This window comes from Bacteroides sp. 4_1_36 (assembly GCF_003466325.1).
GTDB classification, from domain to species: Bacteria; Bacteroidota; Bacteroidia; order Bacteroidales; family Bacteroidaceae; genus Bacteroides; species Bacteroides uniformis.
The window spans coordinates 37,780-58,189 of the sequence record NZ_QSOX01000014.1 but is presented as its reverse complement, the minus strand read 5'-3'; the positions used below and the strand labels follow the sequence as shown (position 1 = coordinate 58,189).

Annotated in this window: 13 protein-coding genes; 8 read left to right on the top strand and 5 right to left on the bottom strand. The window is 49.3% G+C overall.

The window, feature by feature from the left end; translation table 11 throughout:
• Nucleotides 1–118 precede the first annotated feature (118 nt).
• The 8 genes from DXD65_RS13755 (at nucleotide 119) to DXD65_RS13720 (ending at nucleotide 9,456) form a co-directional block, all read left to right on the top strand.
• Complete coding sequence (locus tag DXD65_RS13755; RefSeq protein WP_005834267.1) at nucleotides 119–1,618, top strand: THUMP domain-containing protein; 1,500 nt, start codon at nucleotides 119–121, stop codon at nucleotides 1,616–1,618.
• 20 nt (nucleotides 1,619–1,638) lie between these two features.
• The gene (locus tag DXD65_RS13750; RefSeq protein WP_005838013.1) at nucleotides 1,639–3,864 is read left to right on the top strand and encodes a S9 family peptidase; all 2,226 of its coding nucleotides are present in this window, start codon (nucleotides 1,639–1,641) and stop codon (nucleotides 3,862–3,864) included.
• 190 nt (nucleotides 3,865–4,054) lie between these two features.
• On the top strand, nucleotides 4,055–5,329 hold the full coding sequence (gene purD, locus DXD65_RS13745; RefSeq protein WP_117887731.1) for a phosphoribosylamine--glycine ligase: 1,275 nt from the start codon (nucleotides 4,055–4,057) through the stop codon (nucleotides 5,327–5,329).
• Nucleotides 5,330–6,325, top strand: coding sequence for a hypothetical protein (locus DXD65_RS13740; RefSeq protein WP_005834261.1), 996 nt, complete (start codon nucleotides 5,330–5,332; stop codon nucleotides 6,323–6,325).
• Nucleotides 6,310–6,789, top strand: a complete 480-nt coding sequence (locus DXD65_RS13735) for a YqaA family protein (protein ID WP_005830979.1) — start codon at nucleotides 6,310–6,312, stop codon at nucleotides 6,787–6,789. Before DXD65_RS13740 ends, DXD65_RS13735 begins: the two co-directional genes overlap by 16 nt.
• 162 nt (nucleotides 6,790–6,951) lie before the next feature.
• Complete coding sequence (gene mnmD / locus DXD65_RS13730) at nucleotides 6,952–7,632, top strand: tRNA (5-methylaminomethyl-2-thiouridine)(34)-methyltransferase MnmD (RefSeq protein ID WP_022400952.1); 681 nt, start codon at nucleotides 6,952–6,954, stop codon at nucleotides 7,630–7,632.
• A 77-nt stretch (nucleotides 7,633–7,709) separates the two neighbouring features.
• The gene (locus DXD65_RS13725; RefSeq protein ID WP_117681242.1) at nucleotides 7,710–8,612 is read left to right on the top strand and encodes a metal ABC transporter solute-binding protein, Zn/Mn family; all 903 of its coding nucleotides are present in this window, start codon (nucleotides 7,710–7,712) and stop codon (nucleotides 8,610–8,612) included.
• A gap of 34 nt (nucleotides 8,613–8,646) precedes the next feature.
• Nucleotides 8,647–9,456: a metal ABC transporter ATP-binding protein gene (locus DXD65_RS13720; RefSeq protein ID WP_005830985.1), complete on the top strand. Its 810-nt coding sequence runs from the start codon at nucleotides 8,647–8,649 to the stop codon at nucleotides 9,454–9,456.
• An 82-nt stretch (nucleotides 9,457–9,538) separates the two neighbouring features.
• On the opposite strand, the gene DXD65_RS13715 is transcribed toward DXD65_RS13720, so the two are convergent.
• The 5 genes from DXD65_RS13715 to DXD65_RS13695 all read right to left on the bottom strand — a co-directional run bounded on the left by DXD65_RS13715 (nucleotide 9,539) and on the right by DXD65_RS13695 (nucleotide 20,276).
• The gene (locus DXD65_RS13715; RefSeq protein WP_172679951.1) at nucleotides 9,539–11,428 is read right to left on the bottom strand and encodes a hypothetical protein; all 1,890 of its coding nucleotides are present in this window, start codon (nucleotides 11,426–11,428) and stop codon (nucleotides 9,539–9,541) included.
• The gene (locus DXD65_RS13710) at nucleotides 11,418–13,946 is read right to left on the bottom strand and encodes a glycoside hydrolase family 9 protein (protein ID WP_005830988.1); all 2,529 of its coding nucleotides are present in this window, start codon (nucleotides 13,944–13,946) and stop codon (nucleotides 11,418–11,420) included. Before DXD65_RS13710 ends, DXD65_RS13715 begins: the two co-directional genes overlap by 11 nt.
• 5 nt (nucleotides 13,947–13,951) lie before the next feature.
• Entirely contained in the window at nucleotides 13,952–15,196 is a 1,245-nt protein-coding gene (locus DXD65_RS13705; protein ID WP_035447357.1) for an AGE family epimerase/isomerase, read from the bottom strand.
• Between the two features lie 202 nt (nucleotides 15,197–15,398).
• Nucleotides 15,399–17,078, bottom strand: coding sequence for a RagB/SusD family nutrient uptake outer membrane protein (locus tag DXD65_RS13700; protein WP_057253926.1), 1,680 nt, complete (start codon nucleotides 17,076–17,078; stop codon nucleotides 15,399–15,401).
• A gap of 24 nt (nucleotides 17,079–17,102) precedes the next feature.
• Entirely contained in the window at nucleotides 17,103–20,276 is a 3,174-nt protein-coding gene (locus DXD65_RS13695; protein ID WP_211475851.1) for a SusC/RagA family TonB-linked outer membrane protein, read from the bottom strand.
• Nucleotides 20,277–20,410 lie beyond the last annotated feature (134 nt).

The following is a 20,410-nucleotide window of genomic DNA, read 5'->3' as shown; positions in this document are numbered from 1 at the left end:
TAAAATCGTAAATAACTCAAATCAGCAGTTCAAGTAGTTAAATGGTTATCAGCCACTAATGAGAGAAACGAGTGACAACTACCCAGATTGCCGATTCACATAAATAGTAAATGCATAGATGAGCGAACAATCTTTTGAAATGATTGCCAAAACCTTCCAAGGACTGGAAGAGGTACTGGCACAAGAGCTGACTGCACTGGGCGCCAACGAAATAGAAATAGGCCGCCGCATGGTATCTTTCAGTGGTGATAAGGAAATGATGTACAAGGCAAACTTCTGCCTGCGTACAGCCATCCGGATACTGAAACCCATCAAACACTTCACAGCCAAGGATGCCGACGAGGTTTACGAACAGATTAAAGCCATCCGATGGGAAGACTATCTGGATACGGACAAGACCTTTGCCGTGGACGCGGTTGTATTCAGTGAAGAGTTCCGTCATTCCAAGTTCGTTTCCTACAAGGTGAAGGATGCCATCGTGGACTATTTCCGCGAGAAGACCGGCGAACGTCCCGGCGTGCGTGTCAACAAACCGGACGTGCTGCTGAACATACACATTGCCGAAACCAAATGTACGCTGTCTCTCGACTCCAGCGGCGAATCGCTGCACCGCCGCGGTTATCGCCAGGAAGCAGTAGAGGCCCCGCTGAATGAGGTGCTGGCCGCCGGCATGATATTGATGACCGGCTGGCGTGGCGAATGTGACCTGATAGACCCGATGTGTGGTTCGGGAACCATTCCCATCGAAGCGGCGCTGATTGCACGCAACATCGCTCCGGGCGTATTCCGCAAGGAGTTCGCTTTCGAGAAGTGGGTGGATTTTGACCAGGAGCTGTTCGACACGATATACAATGACGACAGCCAGGAACGTGAATTTACGCATAAGATATACGGTTACGACAACAGCCCGAAGGCAAACGAAATTGCCACACACAATATAAAGGCTGCCGGCGTAAGCAAGGACGTGGTATTGAAGCTGCAACCTTTCCAGCAATTCGAGCAACCTGCGGAGAAATCCATCATCATCACCAATCCTCCCTACGGTGAGCGTATCTCTACCAACGACCTGCTGGGCCTTTACTCCATGATTGGCGAGCGTCTGAAACATGCCTTTACGGGCAACACCGCATGGATTCTTTCTTACCGGGAAGAGTGCTTCGACCAAATCGGGCTAAAAGCCACCTCCAAGATACCTTTATTCAATGGTGCGCTGGAATGCGAATTCCGCCAGTACGAAATCTTCGATGGAAAGTACAAGGAATTTCGTGCCGAAGGCGAGGAGTTGAGCAAGGAGCGCAAAGAATTTCGTCCGGCTTCAGGAGAAAGGAAAGAGTTCAAACCCGGAGAAAGACGCGAATTCCGTCCCCGATTCAGCGGAGAGAGACGTGAATTCGGTGGCGAAAGACGCGAATTCAACGGTGAACGCAGACCAAGAGAATTCAAGGACAGCGAAAAGCGCGAATTCCGTCCGCGTGAAAGAAGAGAGTTCAAAGACGGGGAAAAACGGGAGTTCAGACCGAGGGAAAGACGCGAATTCGGTGGAGAACGCAGAACAAGGTCAGGTGAATCTTACCCGGAAAGAAAAAGAAGAGAGGCGGGAAAGAAGGAAGAAGAATAACACGAACAATGACAAGGAGAATGAATGCAAAGAAAATAAGTAAGAGCATTCTTGCACTGCTGATGGCAGTGCCTGCTCTGTTTACAACAAACGTCATGGCACAAGAACTGAAAAAGCCGACCCTGGAAGACCTTATTCCCGGAGGTGAAACCTACCATACTGCCGAAAACAAGTGGTACCAGTGGTGGGGCGATGCCGCTTGTCTGGAACTTGGCATCGACAATATAGAAGGTACATGGGCTGTCAAAGGATTAGGTGCCAAGCCCGGAGAGAAATTCACTGCCATCACATTGGAAGAAGCCAACGCGCTGCTGGAAGAAAAAGGACTTGGAAAACTGCGTCACTTTCATGCTGCAAAGGCTGTCAACGTACCCCGAGGCGTCAATCTGGGTATTCAAGTCCAAATAGACCCACTCCTACTGCTGAACACCGGCAAGTACCGTGCCCTCGTCGACTGGAAGAAGAAAAAAGTCATCTGGAGCCAGCCTTGCCCCGCCCAAGCCGAAAATGAGGATTGGAACGAAGTAAGCCGCCATTTGGCTTATACTATCGGCAATAATCTCTATGTGATGACCGGTGACGGGCAAACCCTGAAAGTCACCAACGAACCGGAAGGCATCGTCTGCGGTCAAAGTGTGCACCGCAATGAATTCGGCATTTCAAAAGGCACTTTCTGGAATCCTGCCGGGGACCTGCTGGCTTTCTATCGAATGAACGAAAGCATGGTTACCCCCTATCCATTGGTTGACATCACGGCAAGAATAGCGCTGGTGGATAAAATACGTTACCCCATGGCCGGCATGCTCAGCCATCAGGTAAAGGTAGGTATCTACAATCCGGCTACTCAAAAGACCATCTACCTGGACATGGGCGACCCCAAAGACCGCTACTTCACCAACATCACCTGGGCACCGGATGGCAAAAGCCTCTATCTGATAGAGCTAAACCGAGACCAGAATCACTCCAAACTGTGCCGGTACGATGCCGAAAGCGGAGAGCTGCAACAAGTGCTCATCGAAGAGAGACATCCCAAATATGTGGAGCCGCAATCTCCCATTCTATTCCTGCCATGGGACAGCCACAAGTTCATCTATCAAAGCCAGCGTGACGGTTTCAACCACCTATACCTATACAATACGGAAGGGGAACTGCTGAAGCAACTCACCTCCGGCCCTTGGCTTGTACAAGACATCGTAGGTTTTAACCGGAACACGAAAGAGCTCATCATCAAGAGTACGGAAATCTCTCCTTTGCAGAGCAACCTTTACGCTGTCAACCTGAAGAATGGCAAACGCAGCTTGATAGGAGACCCAACCGGCATGCACTCGGCACAAATCTCCGGTTTCATGGGAACTTACCTCATCGACAATGCCTCTTCGCCCACTTGCCCCCGTATCATAAAACTGATGTCCACCAACCCGAAAAAACAACGGGAACACACACTGCTGACAGCCAAGAACCCCTACGAAGGCTTTGAAATGCCCAGCATAGAAGTAGGCACCATCAAAGCCGCCGACGGCAAGACAGACTTGTACTACCGCCTGATAAAGCCTGCCGACTTCGACCCGGCAAAGAAGTATCCCGCCATCGTCTACGTATACGGCGGCCCGCACGCCCAGATGATAACGAACGGCTGGATGAACGATGCCCGCGGCTGGGACATCTACATGGCAAACAAAGGCTACATCATGTTCAGCCTCGACAACCGTGGCAGCAGCAACCGTGGACTGGAGTTTGAAAACGCCACCTTCCGCCAGCTGGGCATCGAAGAGGGCAAAGACCAGGTGAAGGGCGTAGAATTCCTGAAAAGCCAGCCTTATGTGGACGGAGAGCGTATCGGCGTGCACGGCTGGAGCTTCGGAGGACACATGACTACGGCGCTGATGCTGCGCTATCCCGAAATTTTCAAGGTAGGCGTTGCCGGCGGACCGGTTATCGACTGGGGATACTACGAGATAATGTACGGTGAGCGCTATATGGACACTCCGCAAGCGAACCCGGAAGGCTATAAGCAGACAAATCTGAAAAACCTTGCCGGTAACTTGAAAGGACATCTGCTCATCATACACGACGACCACGACGACACCTGCGTGCCGCAGCACACCCTTTCATTCATGAAGGCGTGCGTGGATGCCCGTACCTATCCCGATTTGTTTATCTATCCCACGCACAAGCACAACGTCCTGGGACGCGACCGTGTGCATCTGCACGAGAAGATAACAAGATATTTTGAAGAATATCTTTAATGTACAATGTACCATATACAATGTACAATTTGCTATGCAGTGCGGGCGTGCAAATAGGGAGTAGATGGTAGAAGAAAGAAGAGAATAAAAGAGAGAATAAATCATTAAGTATAACAATCTGTACAACTTACCTGATGCCCCACAGCACAGACAAATTGTAAATTGTACATTGTAAATTGTAAATGAACCCATGAAAGTATTATTATTAGGCTCCGGTGGCCGTGAACACGCTCTGGCATGGAAGATTGCCCAAAGCACGAAAGTAGAGAAACTATATATTGCTCCCGGCAATGCAGGTACAAGCGAAGCAGGCGAGAATGTGAACCTGAAGGCGACAGACTTTCCCGCACTCAAGGCCTTTGCCCTTGAGAAAGAAATCGACATGATTGTTGTGGGTCCCGAAGACCCGTTGGTACAAGGCATCTTCGACAGCTTCAAGGAAGACCCTGCCACCTGCCATATCGACATCATCGGCCCCACCGCCAAAGGTGCTACACTGGAAGGTAGCAAGGAATTTGCCAAAGGCTTCATGATGCGCCACAACATCCCCACTGCCCGCTACAAGAGCATCACCGCCGACAACTTGCAGGAGGGACTCGACTTCCTCGCTTCCCTCGAAGCGCCTTACGTACTGAAGGCCGACGGACTGTGTGCAGGCAAGGGCGTGCTGATTCTCCCCACACTGGAAGAAGCTCAGAAAGAGCTGAAGGAAATGCTGGACGGCATGTTCGGCGATGCCAGCGCCACGGTAGTCATTGAAGAGTTCCTCAGCGGCGTCGAATGTTCCGTATTCGTGATGACAGACGGCCGCCACTATAAGGTATTGCCCGTAGCCAAAGATTACAAGCGTATCGGCGAAGGCGACAAAGGCCTCAACACCGGCGGTATGGGCAGCGTTACTCCCGTACCTTTTGCCGACGAAACATTTATGGAAAAAGTACGCACCCGCATCATCGAGCCTACCGTAAACGGTCTGCTGGAAGAAGGTATAGGCTATCAGGGCTTCATCTTCCTGGGACTTATCAACGTGAAGGGCGAACCGATGGTGATTGAATACAACGTCCGCATGGGCGACCCCGAAACCGAAAGCGTGATGCTGCGCATCAAGAGCGACCTGGTAGACCTGCTCGAAGGCGTTGCCCAGGGCGACCTCGACCAGCGTACACTGGAATTCGACCCACGCACAGCCGCTTGCGTCATGCTGGTGAGCGGAGGATATCCGGAAGCCTACGAAAAGGGCAAGGTGATGACCGGATTCGAGAAGGCTGCCGAAACAGACAGCATCCTCTTCCATGCCGGAACAGCCACCAAAGACGGACAGACCGTAACTGCCGGTGGCCGTGTCATCGCCGTCTGCTCCTATGGTGAAACAAAGGAAGAAGCCTTGCAGAAGAGCTACCGCGTGGCCGACATGATAAACTTCGAGAAGAAATATTTCCGTCGCGACATCGGATTTGACTTATAAATGAGAACGAAGAGATTCCAGAACCGGATAACGGCAGGGCGGTTCACACTACCCACCGCTATCCTGATTTCAGTATCCTGCTGGATACTGACCGCTGTTCTGTTGCCCGAGACGGAGACACAGCAAAGCGGATATTCCCTTTGGGAAACATTCTGCGACTTCTGCATCCCCACCTGGGCAAACCGTCTCTTCAGCTTTATTCTGTATGCCGTCATCGGGTACTTCCTAATACAGCTCAACAATACGTTCGCCATCATCCGGATGCGGGCATCGGTACAGACTTCTGTCTACTTCCTGCTGATATCCGTCTGCCCCAGCCTACACATGCTGTATGCGGGAGACTTGGCAGCTGCCTCCTTCCTGGTGGCACTGTTTTTCCTCTTCAAGAGCTACCAGCAGGCACGGCCCACAGGCAGTCTCTTCCACGCCTTTGTCTTCATCGGACTGGGCAGCCTGCTTTTTCCGCAGCTCATGCTGTTTGTCCCCATCTTCTGGATAGGTGCCTACAACTTCCAGTCTCTCCAACCCAAAAGTTTCTTCGCTTCCTTGGTAGGATGGAGCGTACCCTACTGGCTGTTGCTGGGACACGCCCTCTACTACGGGCAAATGGAACTCTTCTGCCAGCCCTTCCGCGAGCTGGTGACCTTCGCTCCCACCCGGTTCGACTATCAGCCGTGGGAACTCGCCACCCTCGGGTATCTCCTTGTTCTGTTCATCGTCAGCGCGGCACACTGTCTCATTGCCGGCTATGAAGACAAGATACGCACCCGAAGCTATCTACACTTCCTCATCCTGCTGAATTTCTGCATCTTTGTCTATATCGGACTGCAACCGGTATTGAGTGTCCACCTGATGTCCTTCCTGCTCATCGGTGTCAGCATCCTGGCGGGACACTTGTTTGTACTGACAAATAGCCGCAGTTCCAATATATTCTTCATTTGTGCATTTATCGGATTATTCATTCTATTAGGATTCAACATATGGACGCTTTTGTAGATACACTCGTACAGCTGCTAATTGACTGGGGATATGTCGGTCTGTTCATCTCTGCCCTATTGGCAGGAAGCATCATTCCGTTCAGTTCCGAAATAGTGATGGTAGCACTGGTCAAGGTCGGTCTGAGCCCGGCACTGTGCGTACTCTCCGCCACCTTGGGAAATACGCTGGGAGGCATGACGTGCTACTACATGGGACGTCTGGGACGTATAGACTGGATTGAGAAATATTTCAAGGTAAAAAGGGAAAAGATAGAACGGATGCAGCATTTCCTCCAAGGGAAAGGGGCACTGATGGCTTTCTTCGCCTTTCTGCCTTTTGTGGGAGAGGCCATAGCCATTGCACTGGGCTTCATGCGCAGTAATCTGATGCTGACCACCACGTCCATGTTTGCAGGGAAACTGGTGCGCTACATAGCTATGCTGTGGGCACTGCAAGGAGCCATTTCGATGATGAATTATTGACATGTAGTGAGTTTGAGCAATAGATGTATAGATACAACGCGTTGGATGTATAGATGCAACGTGCTGGATGTATAGATGCAGCACGCTGGATATATAGGCGCAACAACACGCTGAATCACAGAGAATTAAACTAAATAAAAACATTCAACAAAAGCAGAAGTGATGCAACGAATCATAGAGAAGACGGAAGACGGAAGTGCGACACTGTTTGTACCGGAACTGAATGAACATTATCATTCGGTAAAGGGGGCACGTACAGAATCACAGCACATCTTCATCGACATGGGACTGAAAGCATCCGCTACTGCCCGCCCGCATATCCTTGAAATCGGTTTCGGCACCGGGCTGAATGCCCTGCTTACACTGGAAACTGCCGAAAAGGAAAAGAGACCTGTGCACTATACCGGTATCGAACTCTATCCGCTTGCATGGCCGGAGGTGGATGCGCTAAAATATAGCGACAATCCTCTGTTCGAGGAACTGCATCGGGCTGCGTGGGAAGAAGAAGTTGCCATAACTCCTTATTTCACACTGAGAAAAGTGCGGGCAGATATCGAAACAATAAGCATCGACAGTTTGTTAATGATTAATAAATCTCCGTTCGACGTTGTCTACTTCGATGCTTTTGCACCCGAAAAGCAACCGGGAATGTGGGAGGAAAAAGTCTTCCGGAATATCCATGCCGCCATGAGCACTGATGGCGTGCTGACCACCTACTGCGCCAAAGGAGTAGTACGCCGCATGCTGCAAGCCGTAGGATTCAAGGTAGAGCGTCTCCCAGGTCCCCCCGGAGGGAAACGGGAGATACTGAGGGGAAGGAAAGAGGAAGTGATAAATGGATAAGGAATAGTTGATAATGAATAGTTGATGCCCCCTGCCACAGCGCAGCCAAATTGTAAATTGTAAATAGTAAATTGTAAATGAAAAAGTTTTGTTTTTTACTCCTCATAGCCACCTTGCTCTTCTCGTGCAAGCAAGGAGGCCAACAGAACAAGAAGAATGACGATAAACCCGTGATTACCGTCACCATCGAGCCGCTGCGGTATTTCACCGAAGCCATTGCCGGCGATGAATTCACCGTCGTCAGCATGGTGCCCAAAGGTTCAAGTCCGGAAACCTACGACCCCACGCCCCAGCAGCTTGTCGACCTTGCCCAAAGCAAGGCCTATTTCCGCATCGGCTACATCGGTTTCGAGCAGACATGGACGGAAAAACTGACGGACAATGCTCCCCACCTGCAATTCTTCGATATGTCCGAGAATGTGGAACTTATTCTGGACGATACCCATGCACATCATCATAAAGACGGGCATGTACACGAAGGCCATACGCACGCCGGTGGTGTGGAACCCCACATCTGGAATTCCACCATCAACGCCCAAATCATTGCCGGAAACATTCTGAATGCACTCTGCGCCATAGACAAAGCCAATGAAAACGCCTACATGGAACGTTACAACTTACTCATCCGGCGGATAGAGCATACGGACAGCCTCATCTGCCAGATGCTTTCCAGCCCGAATGCCGACCGTGCCTTCATGATTTATCATCCGGCACTTTCCTACTTTGCCCGCGACTACAACCTACACCAGATTCCTATCGAGGCAGGTGGAAAGGAGCCCTCCCCCGCCCATCTGAAGAACCTGATAAACTCCTGCAAGAAGGAGAAGGTACGCATCATCTTTGTACAGCCGGAATTCGACCGCCGCAATGCCGACCTTATCGCCCAGCAGACCGGAACCCGGGTAGTGGCTATCAATCCCCTCTCATACGACTGGGAGGAGGAGATGATGAATACGGCCAGAGCGCTTGTAAAAGAGTAAACGATGATTCTGTCCATTTAACGAAGAAGAAGCTATGCCTGCATCCCCCATTATAGAGATAAAGAACCTCAGCGCCGGATACGATAACCGGACCGTACTGCATGATATAAACCTGACTATCTACGAACGTGATTTTCTGGGTATCATCGGTCCCAACGGTGGTGGAAAGACTACCCTTATCAAATGTATACTGGGACTGCTGAAACCCACTACCGGGGAGATTCTATATCACTCCTGCCCTCCATCCCCCTCCGAAATTGCCAATTGTCAATTATCAACTGTCAATTGTCAATTATCCATGGGTTACTTGCCCCAGTACAGCAGCATCGACCGGAAATTTCCCATCACCGTAGAGGAGGTCATCCTTTCAGGACTCAGCAGCAAGAAGCCGCTGGCTTCACGCTTCACCGCCCGACACCGCGAGAAAGCCTCTGCCGTGATAGCCCGCATGGGGCTGGAAGGCATGGAGCAGCGTGCCATCGGCGCTTTGAGCGGCGGACAGTTGCAACGTGCCCTCCTGGGCCGTGCCATCATCTCCGACCCGCAGGTGGTGATTCTCGACGAACCCAGCACATACATCGACAAGCGTTTCGAAGCCCGCCTCTACGAACTGCTGGCAGAGATAAACAAGGATTGCGCCATTATTCTCGTCAGCCACGACATCGGCACGGTGTTGCAGCAAGTCAAGTCCATTGCCTGCGTCAACGAAACCCTGGACTACCATCCCGATACCGGCGTTACGGAAGAATGGCTGGAACGCAACTTCAACTGCCCGATAGAGTTGCTGGGGCACGGGACACTGCCGCACAGGATATTGAAAGAACACAAGCATTCTCACGGATGACTGGAAGCAAAGGAGGCCGACCCATTGTAGAACCGACCTCCCGTTACCCTTCCGAATAACTATCCGACAATCTTCTTACCCGTCATTTATATTGGAAAGCCTTATACGAATGGGGTAGTAATGACAAACGGAAAGAGTTCTTTGGTGTCACCGGACGCCTGCTCTGTACGGGTTCGGCAGGAAGGGGAGCCAGAATATCTCCATTCTCCAGATTTTCCAACCTCGTCACCTCATCATCGGTAACAATACGCACTTCCACCGGTTCATCATTGAAGTTCTCCACCACCAGTGTTTTATTGTCATACACAAACAATCCGACTTTGGAGGGAGCCTCCAGATAGATATCCATATCCCTACTCATAATGCGGCGAATCTCATTCAAGGCTTTTGCCGGAAAATCATATAAATTTCCCATATCATCGGGAATGGTCAATACATATAGATTGCCGGCGGCATAGGGAGCTCTCAACAAAATAGGATACCCCGATACTCCTCCCGTCAACGGACGGCCCGCACTGACTACTTCCCAAGCATCATTCGTATAATACTGAACCTGCGGTATCAATAAATCGCGTCCGGCTTGTCCATATCGGCCAAAATCATTGACAAGAGCTTTCAAATCGGTACAACGCAACTCTACTATTTCGGCAATTTTTTCAGGAATGGCTTTCAGCAAGCCGCTTGTAATCACCACATCCCGTCCGCTTTGCAATTGCTTCCTAATGTCGGTCATGAGCTCCGGAGCTTGAGCCGCCTGGGCAGTCAGCAGCACCACTTGTTGGTCTTTCGGAAAAACGGGACGTATATCCATCGGCAAACCTATCATGCCCAGATAATTCTGCAAGAAATCATCACCCGCCACATGAAAAGGCTTGTAGGACTTGATGCCAATGGGGTTACCCAACTTACCTACCAGTTTATCAGTCTGTTTCAATACAACATCCGCAATGCGTGCCATGGTGGTAGGCTCTATGGAAGTTCCGTTCTTCTGCCGGATAGGGGCAGTCATCTCATCATAATTAAAGCTGGTGCCCATGCCCTGCCAAGGGGTACGGAACCTGGGAGACAACTTCACGCCCAGAAGCTGGTTATAGGCAAAGAGAATGATTTCGGGAGCCTTGGCAAGCATGGTCAGATGCAGCTGCTCAGCATAGCGGTCCATACCCAGATTCAGTCCACCGGAGTCCACCCATCCTCCACCATTGTAGCCCGGACGCAGATTATCAAAATAACGGATAATATTATAGCTTAGATAATTCTGCAGATGCTGGTTGCCGGCAGGGTCCCTTGTTTCGGTACCCGTCCAGACACCGTCAAAGAGTTGGGGACCTTCCTCCAGATTAAAGCCCAAACCTTGGAAATGGTCGTACCAGTTGGGATACTTGATGATTACCTTTACACGAGGATTCACCTTCTTGGCAGGTTTCAGCACAAGGTCGCGCCCGGCTTCAGTCATCAGCTTCAAACGGTATTCCGTCCAGCTCTGCGTACCTTTGGCTTTTATCTCTATGTCCGACTTGCAACTGGTGAAGAAAAAGTCATCCAGAATAAACTCGTCAAAGTGCTTTGCCGTATGTTCTGCAATCTTTCGCACCATCTCACGATGCTCGGGATTGGAATAGCAGAACGTCTCGAAACTGTTCGCCTCGTTGATGGTGTAGGTAATTCCTCCGGCAGTCTCTATTCCCCGGTCATGGAAAAATTTCTTAGCTTGCTCCAGGGTGGCGTCATCCACAATCAGTAAATCACGATGTGTTTCCAAATAAATCTTGTCCACTTCCAACTGTTGTGAAATCACATTCCAAGTCGAATCCAGCCAATGGATGTCCTTCATCTTGTCTACCTCGTAGGCACGTACATAGACCGATACCTTAAAATTGTCATAAGCTTTTGCCTGCATGGCCATAGTGCAGACCATGCAGAGCAGAAAAGCTACAATTACAAACTTATCTACCTTTATTTTACTGTTCATTACCATTCAATATTTTCTGAGATGCCAATACCATATACATAAACCACGTAGCATGTCCGCCCAAACAGTACTCACCTTCCTGCCATAAGAACGGGAAATGAAGTAATTCGGGCAAGTCGGGACGAATCAGATTTGTACCCGGAGACACTCCACCCGGAATATAAGACCAGTCGGCACGGTTGACACCATAGGCGGCTTTCATCGTTTCGGCACCGACTCCCGTTACAAACGCTGCCTGATTACGTCCCGGATGCATACCGAGCAGGTATTGGACAGCATTGAAAATATAGTCCGGTGCAAACAAATCAGGATAGGCAGCATGCAGGTAACAGTAATTGTAGCCCAGATGCTGGGGTTCCCATGAACCGGAAGAACGGTTACCTCTGTCATGCGGCACTCCATACGGAGTTTTACTGCTATACTCCTGATACATAGCCTGCAACTCCGGCAGTGCTTTGCGAACAGCCTTGCTGAAACGTGCATTTCCCACAGCTTTGTCGAAACGTCCGATGAACCAACCCGTCTGACGGATATTCTTGCAGATGAAATCCTGCTGCTGCAAAACGAAATCACGGTACTCCACTTCCTTTGTCGCCAGATAAAGTTCTACGGCAGCATGTACCTTGGCTGTCAGCACCCGGTTGTTGTCGCAGCGGGTAATCCTGAACAATTCACGGGCTATCTCCAGACAATCCGCTCCCAATGCATCGTTATGTCCCTTCAAGACACGTGAAATACCTGCCAGCCAAGCGGCTACCTGAAGTTCCCTACCAGGGTTGTCTTCCGTAAACACCCAGCGGTCGTCGGCAGTCCCACTGACATGGTCTGTATGGGCCGACGCATCACCCAAGTGTGCATACTGGCGTACGGTAGGACACAGAATCCCTCTGTAGAGACGCCCCAGAGCCTTCCAACCCGCCACTATCGTCAAAGCACCGTTTTCCACCTGCTGCAACAAGTCATTCTTTCCATCCGGCTGGTGAATCTCGACTATCTTCTTTTCAAAATCTATGGAAGTCTCGTCCCAATAGGTACCAAAGTTCTCACAAGCCATGGCAAGTATATAGGCCTCGCCTGCCTGGGATTCCACACGCAGGTCATAGTCCCCCGCATCGTGCCATCCACCCACATTCAGCCCTGGAACCAAATCACCCGGCTGGTACTTACAAAGAGTAGAGGTTCCCTGAGTATATCCGTCTATATGGTTGATATCGGTTTTGGCCATACGTGCATCGTCATGATGACAGAAGTCATGCCATACACGGTATTTTTCGTTCACACGCATGTGGCACATCTGTACCGGCAAAAAGTATTCCACCTCTGCCTGCCAGATACCCTTGTCCCACACATCTTTGGCAATGCGGAACACCGGAGAAGCAGCATCGCCGTACATTACCTGATAGAGCCCTTCTTCCGTCACTTCCGTGAAATCGAACTGCAGATAGTGGTAGCGTTGGAAATCTCCCCAATCCTTGGCAGCCTGCTGCTTTACCAGTTTCCTGCCATCGGCAGCAATGCGATAAAGGGCAGGTTGCTTGAAGTCTGTATCCCGTTTATCCAACTCTATGACAGCCACTTTCTTCTGTCCAGGATGGTAACCTACTTGAGAGGCTTGCACCACCGGTGCATAACGCCAGTCTTTAGTGACTGTCGGACGGATTATCCATTTCACCGCACCTTCCTTTGTCCCTGCCGGGAACTCCGAACGGAGCACAAACCAACCGTTGTTATGATTTATCCTTCCATCATACAGCAGCAAGTCTCCTTTCTCACTTTCAATCGTAATCTTTGCCAAATCATCCTGAGGATTGAGTACAAACTTTTTCCCTGCGGCCAAAGGAGCAGAGACGATATCATCGGCAATCATCGGGTTATAAGTCTTTCTATCCAACAGCAACTGGTCCAAATCAGCTTTCCCGTCAGGGTTGAAATCTCCGATATGCTCCATATTGGAAGACTGTTTCATGGTGGGCCCCATCGCCTGGTGGGGAAAGACTCCCGTCCGGTTGTCCATAATCCACGGCTTGCCCAGCAAAGTGGAAGGTACCAATTCCAGATTAAAGCCCAACTTGCCGGCAAACCGCTCGGGCACTGGTTGGTCCAAATCAACGGTCAATACCAGATAATCCTTCTCGCCTTTGACCTTAATGGTATAGCCAAAAACAAAATCCGGATAAAGCATCGGATTAAAGCCTGCCATGTGTTTGGCCGAATCCGGATAACTCAATGTGACACGGATTTCATTGTCAGCCTCATCCACCACCCGGCTTCTCATCTTGGGCAATCCCTGCCACTGCCCTTGCGAGATTTCAAAGCGCACATCTCCATTGGCAGCCCTGCGGTCTCCATTCAAAACAAGGGTCAGTCCTCCCTGGTGTCCTTCAGGGTAGACGTCACTGAACACCATCACATTGGCCCCGCCATTCTCAAAATATCCCGATGGATTGATTCTGAAATCCTGGGCGTGCAGCCCCATACAAAGCATCAGTGATGCTGCACCTGCTATAAATTTCTTCATAAATACTATTTTAAACGATTATGTATTTCTACTCCCAAGCGTACCGTATGATATGGGCAACGCCACATACTCACTTTGGGAGTATCCTTCTTGGGTTCTCCATCAAAACAATCACTGTACCATTCACCGTATTCCCGGTCTATCATACAGTCCTTTACGAAAGTCCAAACCGTATCGGCCGATTGCAGATAAACGTCATTCCCGCTGATTTGCCAGGCATTGACACAAGCTATCATCGTTTCAATCTGGCCCCACCATGAGGCATGCCCGGTTGTTCTTCCGCCCTTCTTTTCATACATCATATACCCTTTGTCACTCAGTCCTTCCGCCAAGCAAGCATCCGTCACATCCAGCGCAAGCCGATTCGCCCTATCCATCAGTTGCCGGTCTTCTAACACACGGGCAGCCTCACAAAGCAGCCATCCCGCCTCTACATCATGTCCATAAGAGTCCATCTCAACCAGACTGTTCCATGCATTATCAAAGAACAAATTAAAATGTCTCTTTGAAGAGTCATAAATGCGGTCCATAAACAACTCGGTGCAGAATTCGAGTCTTTTCCTCAGTCCGTCGTCTTTCCAGCACTGATATAAAAGGGTATAAGCCTCCAGCACGTGCAAATGCGCATTCATAGTCTTGGGTGCATTGTTATCATAATTATCCAGTTGTTTCCAATCTTCAGTAAAAGATTCCACATAACCGTCATATTGCGGTTCGCGGCCTTTCTCCTCCAAGGTATGATATAAACCGACAGCCATATCCAGACTCTCGCTGTTACCTGTTGCCAGATAGTGTTCAGCCAGCCCATAGATGGCGTAGGTCATGGCATACGTATATTTGGAAGCATTCAGCACCTCACCGTCAGGATTGACCAGCCAATATACCCCACCATGTTCCTTGTCTATAAATGTATCAATGAAGTAGCGTTGCGATTTATCCGCAAGCTTCAGATAAGCCTCATCCTTAAACGTACGGTATGCGGCAGAAAAACTCCACAGAATCCGGGCATTCAGAACCCCTCCTCTCGGAGCATCCACTACCGGAGTACCATTCCGCAATACAGTTCCATAAAAACCGCCGTCGGGAGCCACTGCATAATCCATCCAAAACGGCAACACGCTGTCTCTGACATTCGTGACAATCTCTGTACGCATGCGTGTCTGCATATCTGTCTCCCCTGAATGCGACCGGCAGCCTGCCAGACAAGACGCAACCAGCAGTGCTATCCAATAAAACATCTTCCTTTCCATAATTATTCTCTAAAACCATCAAACTTTTCCTTGTATAATTCCCCGTTTATCAGAAACTGGTGTTCGTCGTCTCAAGTACTGGTGTTTGTCATGTCAGACACCGGCTTTCATCACGACAGACCCTGACGTCTATCACAACAACTACTGGTGCCTGACATTTCACTCACAAATATTTTATTATTAAGTGTTTATTTATAATTTATCAATATCCCGGATTCTGGTCAGCCTGATTGATGAGCGGGTTGGTCAGAATCTCATTCGTCGGAATCGGGAAGATTTCCTGATAAGCCTCGTGCTCAAAGAAACGGAATGAGTCACCAGTCTGCAGACAAGCCTCTTGTGAAGAGTTGGCTACTGTTTTCGGATATTCGGCGGCAAACCATTCTTTGCACATACCCATACGGCACAAATCATGGTAAAGCGAGAACTCGGCATTGAATTCATGGCGACGCTCTATAATCAGCGCCACCTTCCATACCGGAGAAGTATAGCCTTTGGCTGCTTTATAGCTTGTATAATAGGTCTCTGCATCCGGCACTTCCACCGTCTGGGTATTCAACATGTCGGCGGGTAGGTCAATCATCGTCGCTCCCATCTCCAAATTACCCCAAGCACGGTTACGTATCTGACGTATCATGTTCCATCCGGTAGCGTTGTCACCTGTCTCGAAACAACATTCTGCATAGTCGAGCATGATGCCTGCATAACGCTTCAAAGTCAACGAAATAGGATTGAATACTTTGTTGTTCTCACCTGGCTTGCATCTCCAGTATTTCAAGGAATAAACAGTAGGCATATTTTCGGAACCTTGGAAAAGACCGTCAAAACCACTTGTCACCCCTACAGTCTGCCCGGTAATGGGATGCGTATCCCCTTTGGCAACAGCAGAGTATTGGCGGCGTTTGTCACCCGGTTCAAAGGAACGTACAAACTCCCAAGAAAGACAGAGAGACCCCCAGCCTCCCCATTCGGGTGCCGCACACATATATCCGTACCACATCATGGCATCTGAAGACGAATCGGCTCCCCAGCCCATATATCCTTGTTCATGATACATCACCTCAAATACAGATTCTTTGGTCCAATGTGTATCCCAGGCATGCAGGTTACCGAAGCAGGGCTCCAATGAATAGGTTCCACTGTCCACTATATCCTTTAGTTCCGTCTTGGCTTTCGTAAAGTCTTTCTTCAACATATACAGCTCGGCCAAATAAGCTTTGCAGAACCCCTTGGTTATACGTCCGTATTCACCATTCATGGGTAACCAGTCCAGATGGTCGCGTCCAAAAGACAAATCTTCCTCGATAGCCGCATAAGTCTCATCCACGGATTCCGGACGTGCCTTTCCTACCGAAGTAGTATAGGTTTCACCGGTAAGCAACATCGGTACCCTTCCGAAAAGTTTCGTCAGGTAAAGGTAGTTATAACCGCGGATGGCACGTGCTTGCGCTTCATAAACGGTCTTGGAATTGCTGTCCGCAAATATAGAGGCATCCGCCGTCTCCAGGCCAGCCAGGAAACGGTTTGCACGGTCCACTGCACGATAACTCATCCGCCATGCAGTCTCCAGGGAACCCTTATCGGGTTTCCAGGCATGACGCTGCCATTCCGCATCCCAACCGGAAGCCTGACAGTCCATCGTAGAATGGTTGGCAGCAAATACCTGAGGCTTGAATCCCCATGTTTCGTCATCACCGGAACCGTGCTGGTCCGTATAAAAGGTATCATAAAGTCCGTTCAATCCGGAAAGGACATTCTCCTCCGTTTTAAACATGAAATCCGCCGGAAGAATATCGTAATGATCCACTTCCAAATAATCGTCACAAGACGTTACGGTGCTTAAGGCCAGCACACCGATCAACAGTTTATATAAGTTTTTCATAATCATATTTTTTATCCGTTAGTATTAGAACTGTACACTCAGACCGAAAGTAACCGACATCGGGAACGGATAACGTCCTCCGTCAAATCCCGAATACAATACATTGGAGTCACCAACTTCCGGATCGCCGAACTTATTGTACGAAGAGATGGTACATACATTGTCGACACTGGCAAATACGCGTGCATTTTCCATTTTCACCGGTTTCAGCACATTCTTCGGGAATGTATATCCTATCTGAATATTTGAAATCTTCAGATAATCCCCCTTCTGGATGTAGGCGTCGGACACACGCATGTTCTTATTATAGTCTGTCTTGGTGATACGCGGATATTTGGCGCCGGTATTCGAAGATGACCATGCATTATTGATATATTCCTTCAGTACATTCTGATAACCGCCGTCGGGTGCATAGACTGAGGTCAAGCGGGCCGAAGAATAAGAAAGGATATCCATACCGGCTACACCGTACAAGTTCATCGAGAAATCAAAGTTTTTCCAGGAAGCGGTAAGGTTCATTCCGTAAGTGAACTTGGGATATCCATTGCCTATAACAGTACGGTCGGCATCGGTAATCTGCCCGTCACCATTCAAATCAACAAACTTATAGTCGCCGGGCTGGGTAGTCTTGTCCTGATATACACCACTTTCAACTCCCTTTTCAACCGCCAGCCTATTCATTTCATCAATTTCGGCCTGGGTTCTGAAAATGCCTTCTACCTTCCAGCCATAGTAGGAACCTACAGGATAGCCGTTCTGTGTAATGGAGTGGTTGTCCCAGTTGTCGCCATCTTGTGCTGAACCTGACTTGCTGAATATCGGATCGCCGACTTCAATAGCCTCGTTCTTCAGGGTAGACCCATTCAGTCTTATGCCGATATTCCAATCGCTGAAGCTCTTGTTCCACGCAGCAGTAAACTCGAAACCTGAGTTACGGATATGTCCCGCATTAGTATAGACATTGGAGAAACCGGTGGAAGGACGAATCTGGCGATACAGAAGCAGATCCTTTGCGTCACGGATAAAGTAATCGGCAGAGAAAGAAAGCTCATTGTTCATAAAGGCAAAGTCAATACCGATATTTGTCTGCTCATTGGTTTCCCATTTCAGGTTGGTATCAATTTCTTTCTGCTGGGCAATACCGGCACCGTTAATCACACTCGAACCATTAAAGAACCAGTACATTGCATTTGCCGAAGACAACTGTGCTATGGACAAGTTGGTACCATTGCCCGCATTACCGGTCTGTCCCCATCCGGCACGCAACTTCAAGTTACTGAACAGTTCTAAATCCTTAATGAACTTTTCCTCGGAAAGACGCCAAGCTACAGAAGCGGAAGGGAATGTACCATAACGATTGCCGGCACCAAAGTTCGAAGAACCGTCGCGGCGTACCGTTGCAGTCACAATATAGCGGTCGTTCAAAGTATAAGTCAGACGGCCGAAGTAAGAAAGGAATCTTGTCTTCAAATCCAGCCCACCATCCGTTTGCTTAGACGATGGGTCATTGGTCAATGAAATTTTGCGGATGTTGTCTGCCGGGAAATCGTTGGCACTGGAATTCAGCCAGGCACCGTTCGTATCGCTGGTAGAGAAACCGGCCATTGCACTTACGCGGTGATGCTCATTGGACCAGTCATAGTTCAAGAACGCTTCCAGACCGAGTGAAGTGGACTGGCTCTGGTTCAGCGAGAACGAGTCCTTACGGTCTTGAGTTCCAAAGGTTCTATCATTATAGGCTGTATAGCCATTATAACCTTTTGTATAATAATTATAACTGGCAATAGTCTTGAAAGTCAACCCTTTGTACAAATCGAGTTGTAGGAAAGCACTAGCAAGCATACGGTCCCATTTATTAATACTGTCGGCAGTCTTGGCAGCAGCAACCAGATTGTCAGCTCCCTTGTTCACGTCTCCATTGCCTTCTTTCTTGTAATGTCCCCAAGTACCGTCGGGCAACACAATAGGCATGGAATAGAAAACACCGTCCTCTACATAATCCATGGTTGGAATGGCTTGTGCATAGTTTCTCAGGTTGCCTCCTCCCATCTTTTCCGAATGTGCATAGTTCAAGTTCAAGCCTACATGCAGAAAGTCTTTCACTTTGTGAGTGATATTAGCGCGTGCCGTCAAGCGTTTAAAATTCGACTCAATCACGATACCCTGGTTGTTCAAATAACCCAGAGATAAGTTGGCTTGGGTATTTTCGCTGCCTCCCGAAGCAGAAAGGTTATAGTTCTGCTGTAATGCCGTGCGTGACATTTCATCCTGCCAGTCAATGCTGTTCAGTCTGCCTATGTAATCCTCGCCATATGCCAGATTGGTCATGGCAATACCGTCATTCTTGACGGCGGAACGTACAGCACTTGCAAACAAGCCCGCATCAGCCACATCAATCTTATTCGAATTGAACTGGAGGGCATAGTTGGCCGAAAAGTTCACCTTTGCCTTCCCCTTACCACCGTTCTTGGTAGTAATCATAATGACGCCATTGGCACCGCGAGTACCATAGATTGCCGTAGCCGAAGCATCCTTCAGAATTTCGATGGACTCTACATCATTAGGATTCAAGAAATCGATGGAAGTTCCTACCTGCACACCGTCCACTACATAGAGTGGGTCGGCAGAACCATTCACGGTTGCCACACCGCGGATACGGATGGAGAAACCTCCTTCCGGGTCACCGGAAGAACGGATGACAGATACACCTGCCGCAGCTCCCTGCAAACCTTGTCCCAAGTTCACCGGATTCCGCTTCATCATTTCCTCCGCATTCACGGAAGCCACAGAACCGGTGAGGTCGGATTTCTTCATCGTACCGTAGCCCACAACAACTACCTCATCCAAGGTTTCGGTATCCTCCTTTAAAGTAATTTTCAGAGCATTCATATTCCCGGTTACTTTGACCGTTCGCGCCAGATAACCGATGTAACTGGTCTTCAGCGTAGAACCTACGGGACACTGCAAGGAGAAGTTACCGTCCAAATCGGTAATCATACCGTTTGTCGTACCTTCCACAATGACATTGGCACCGATGATGGGCTCGCCTTTCTCATCCACCACTTGGCCCTTCACAGTAACTACACTCTGCTGTACGACAGTGACACCTGCAAACGGCTGTACGCTTGTTGCAAAGAGAGGTCCGGCACATGCCAGCGATACTGACATGATACCCAAATACTTCATCACATTTCTCATAAATACTAAATACTTAGGTTTAACAAATACCCCGGTCATAAGCACATCGGGAAAAAGATATGCGACACAATTTTGTGCCACTATAGAGGCACTGCCGTGCCATTGGGAAGGCACATCTGTGCCACCATAGTGGC

Coding starts and splice junctions, on each gene's coding strand:
- DXD65_RS13755 (WP_005834267.1), top strand. CDS start 119: ATGAGCGAACAATCTTTTGAAATGATTGCCAAAACCTTCCAAGGACTG.
- DXD65_RS13750 (WP_005838013.1), top strand. CDS start 1,639: ATGAATGCAAAGAAAATAAGTAAGAGCATTCTTGCACTGCTGATGGCA.
- purD (WP_117887731.1), top strand. CDS start 4,055: ATGAAAGTATTATTATTAGGCTCCGGTGGCCGTGAACACGCTCTGGCA.
- DXD65_RS13740 (WP_005834261.1), top strand. CDS start 5,330: ATGAGAACGAAGAGATTCCAGAACCGGATAACGGCAGGGCGGTTCACA.
- DXD65_RS13735 (WP_005830979.1), top strand. CDS start 6,310: ATGGACGCTTTTGTAGATACACTCGTACAGCTGCTAATTGACTGGGGA.
- mnmD (WP_022400952.1), top strand. CDS start 6,952: ATGCAACGAATCATAGAGAAGACGGAAGACGGAAGTGCGACACTGTTT.
- DXD65_RS13725 (WP_117681242.1), top strand. CDS start 7,710: ATGAAAAAGTTTTGTTTTTTACTCCTCATAGCCACCTTGCTCTTCTCG.
- DXD65_RS13720 (WP_005830985.1), top strand. CDS start 8,647: ATGCCTGCATCCCCCATTATAGAGATAAAGAACCTCAGCGCCGGATAC.
- DXD65_RS13715 (WP_172679951.1), bottom strand. CDS start 11,428: ATGAACAGTAAAATAAAGGTAGATAAGTTTGTAATTGTAGCTTTTCTG.
- DXD65_RS13710 (WP_005830988.1), bottom strand. CDS start 13,946: ATGAAGAAATTTATAGCAGGTGCAGCATCACTGATGCTTTGTATGGGG.
- DXD65_RS13705 (WP_035447357.1), bottom strand. CDS start 15,196: ATGGAAAGGAAGATGTTTTATTGGATAGCACTGCTGGTTGCGTCTTGT.
- DXD65_RS13700 (WP_057253926.1), bottom strand. CDS start 17,078: ATGAAAAACTTATATAAACTGTTGATCGGTGTGCTGGCCTTAAGCACC.
- DXD65_RS13695 (WP_211475851.1), bottom strand. CDS start 20,276: ATGAGAAATGTGATGAAGTATTTGGGTATCATGTCAGTATCGCTGGCA.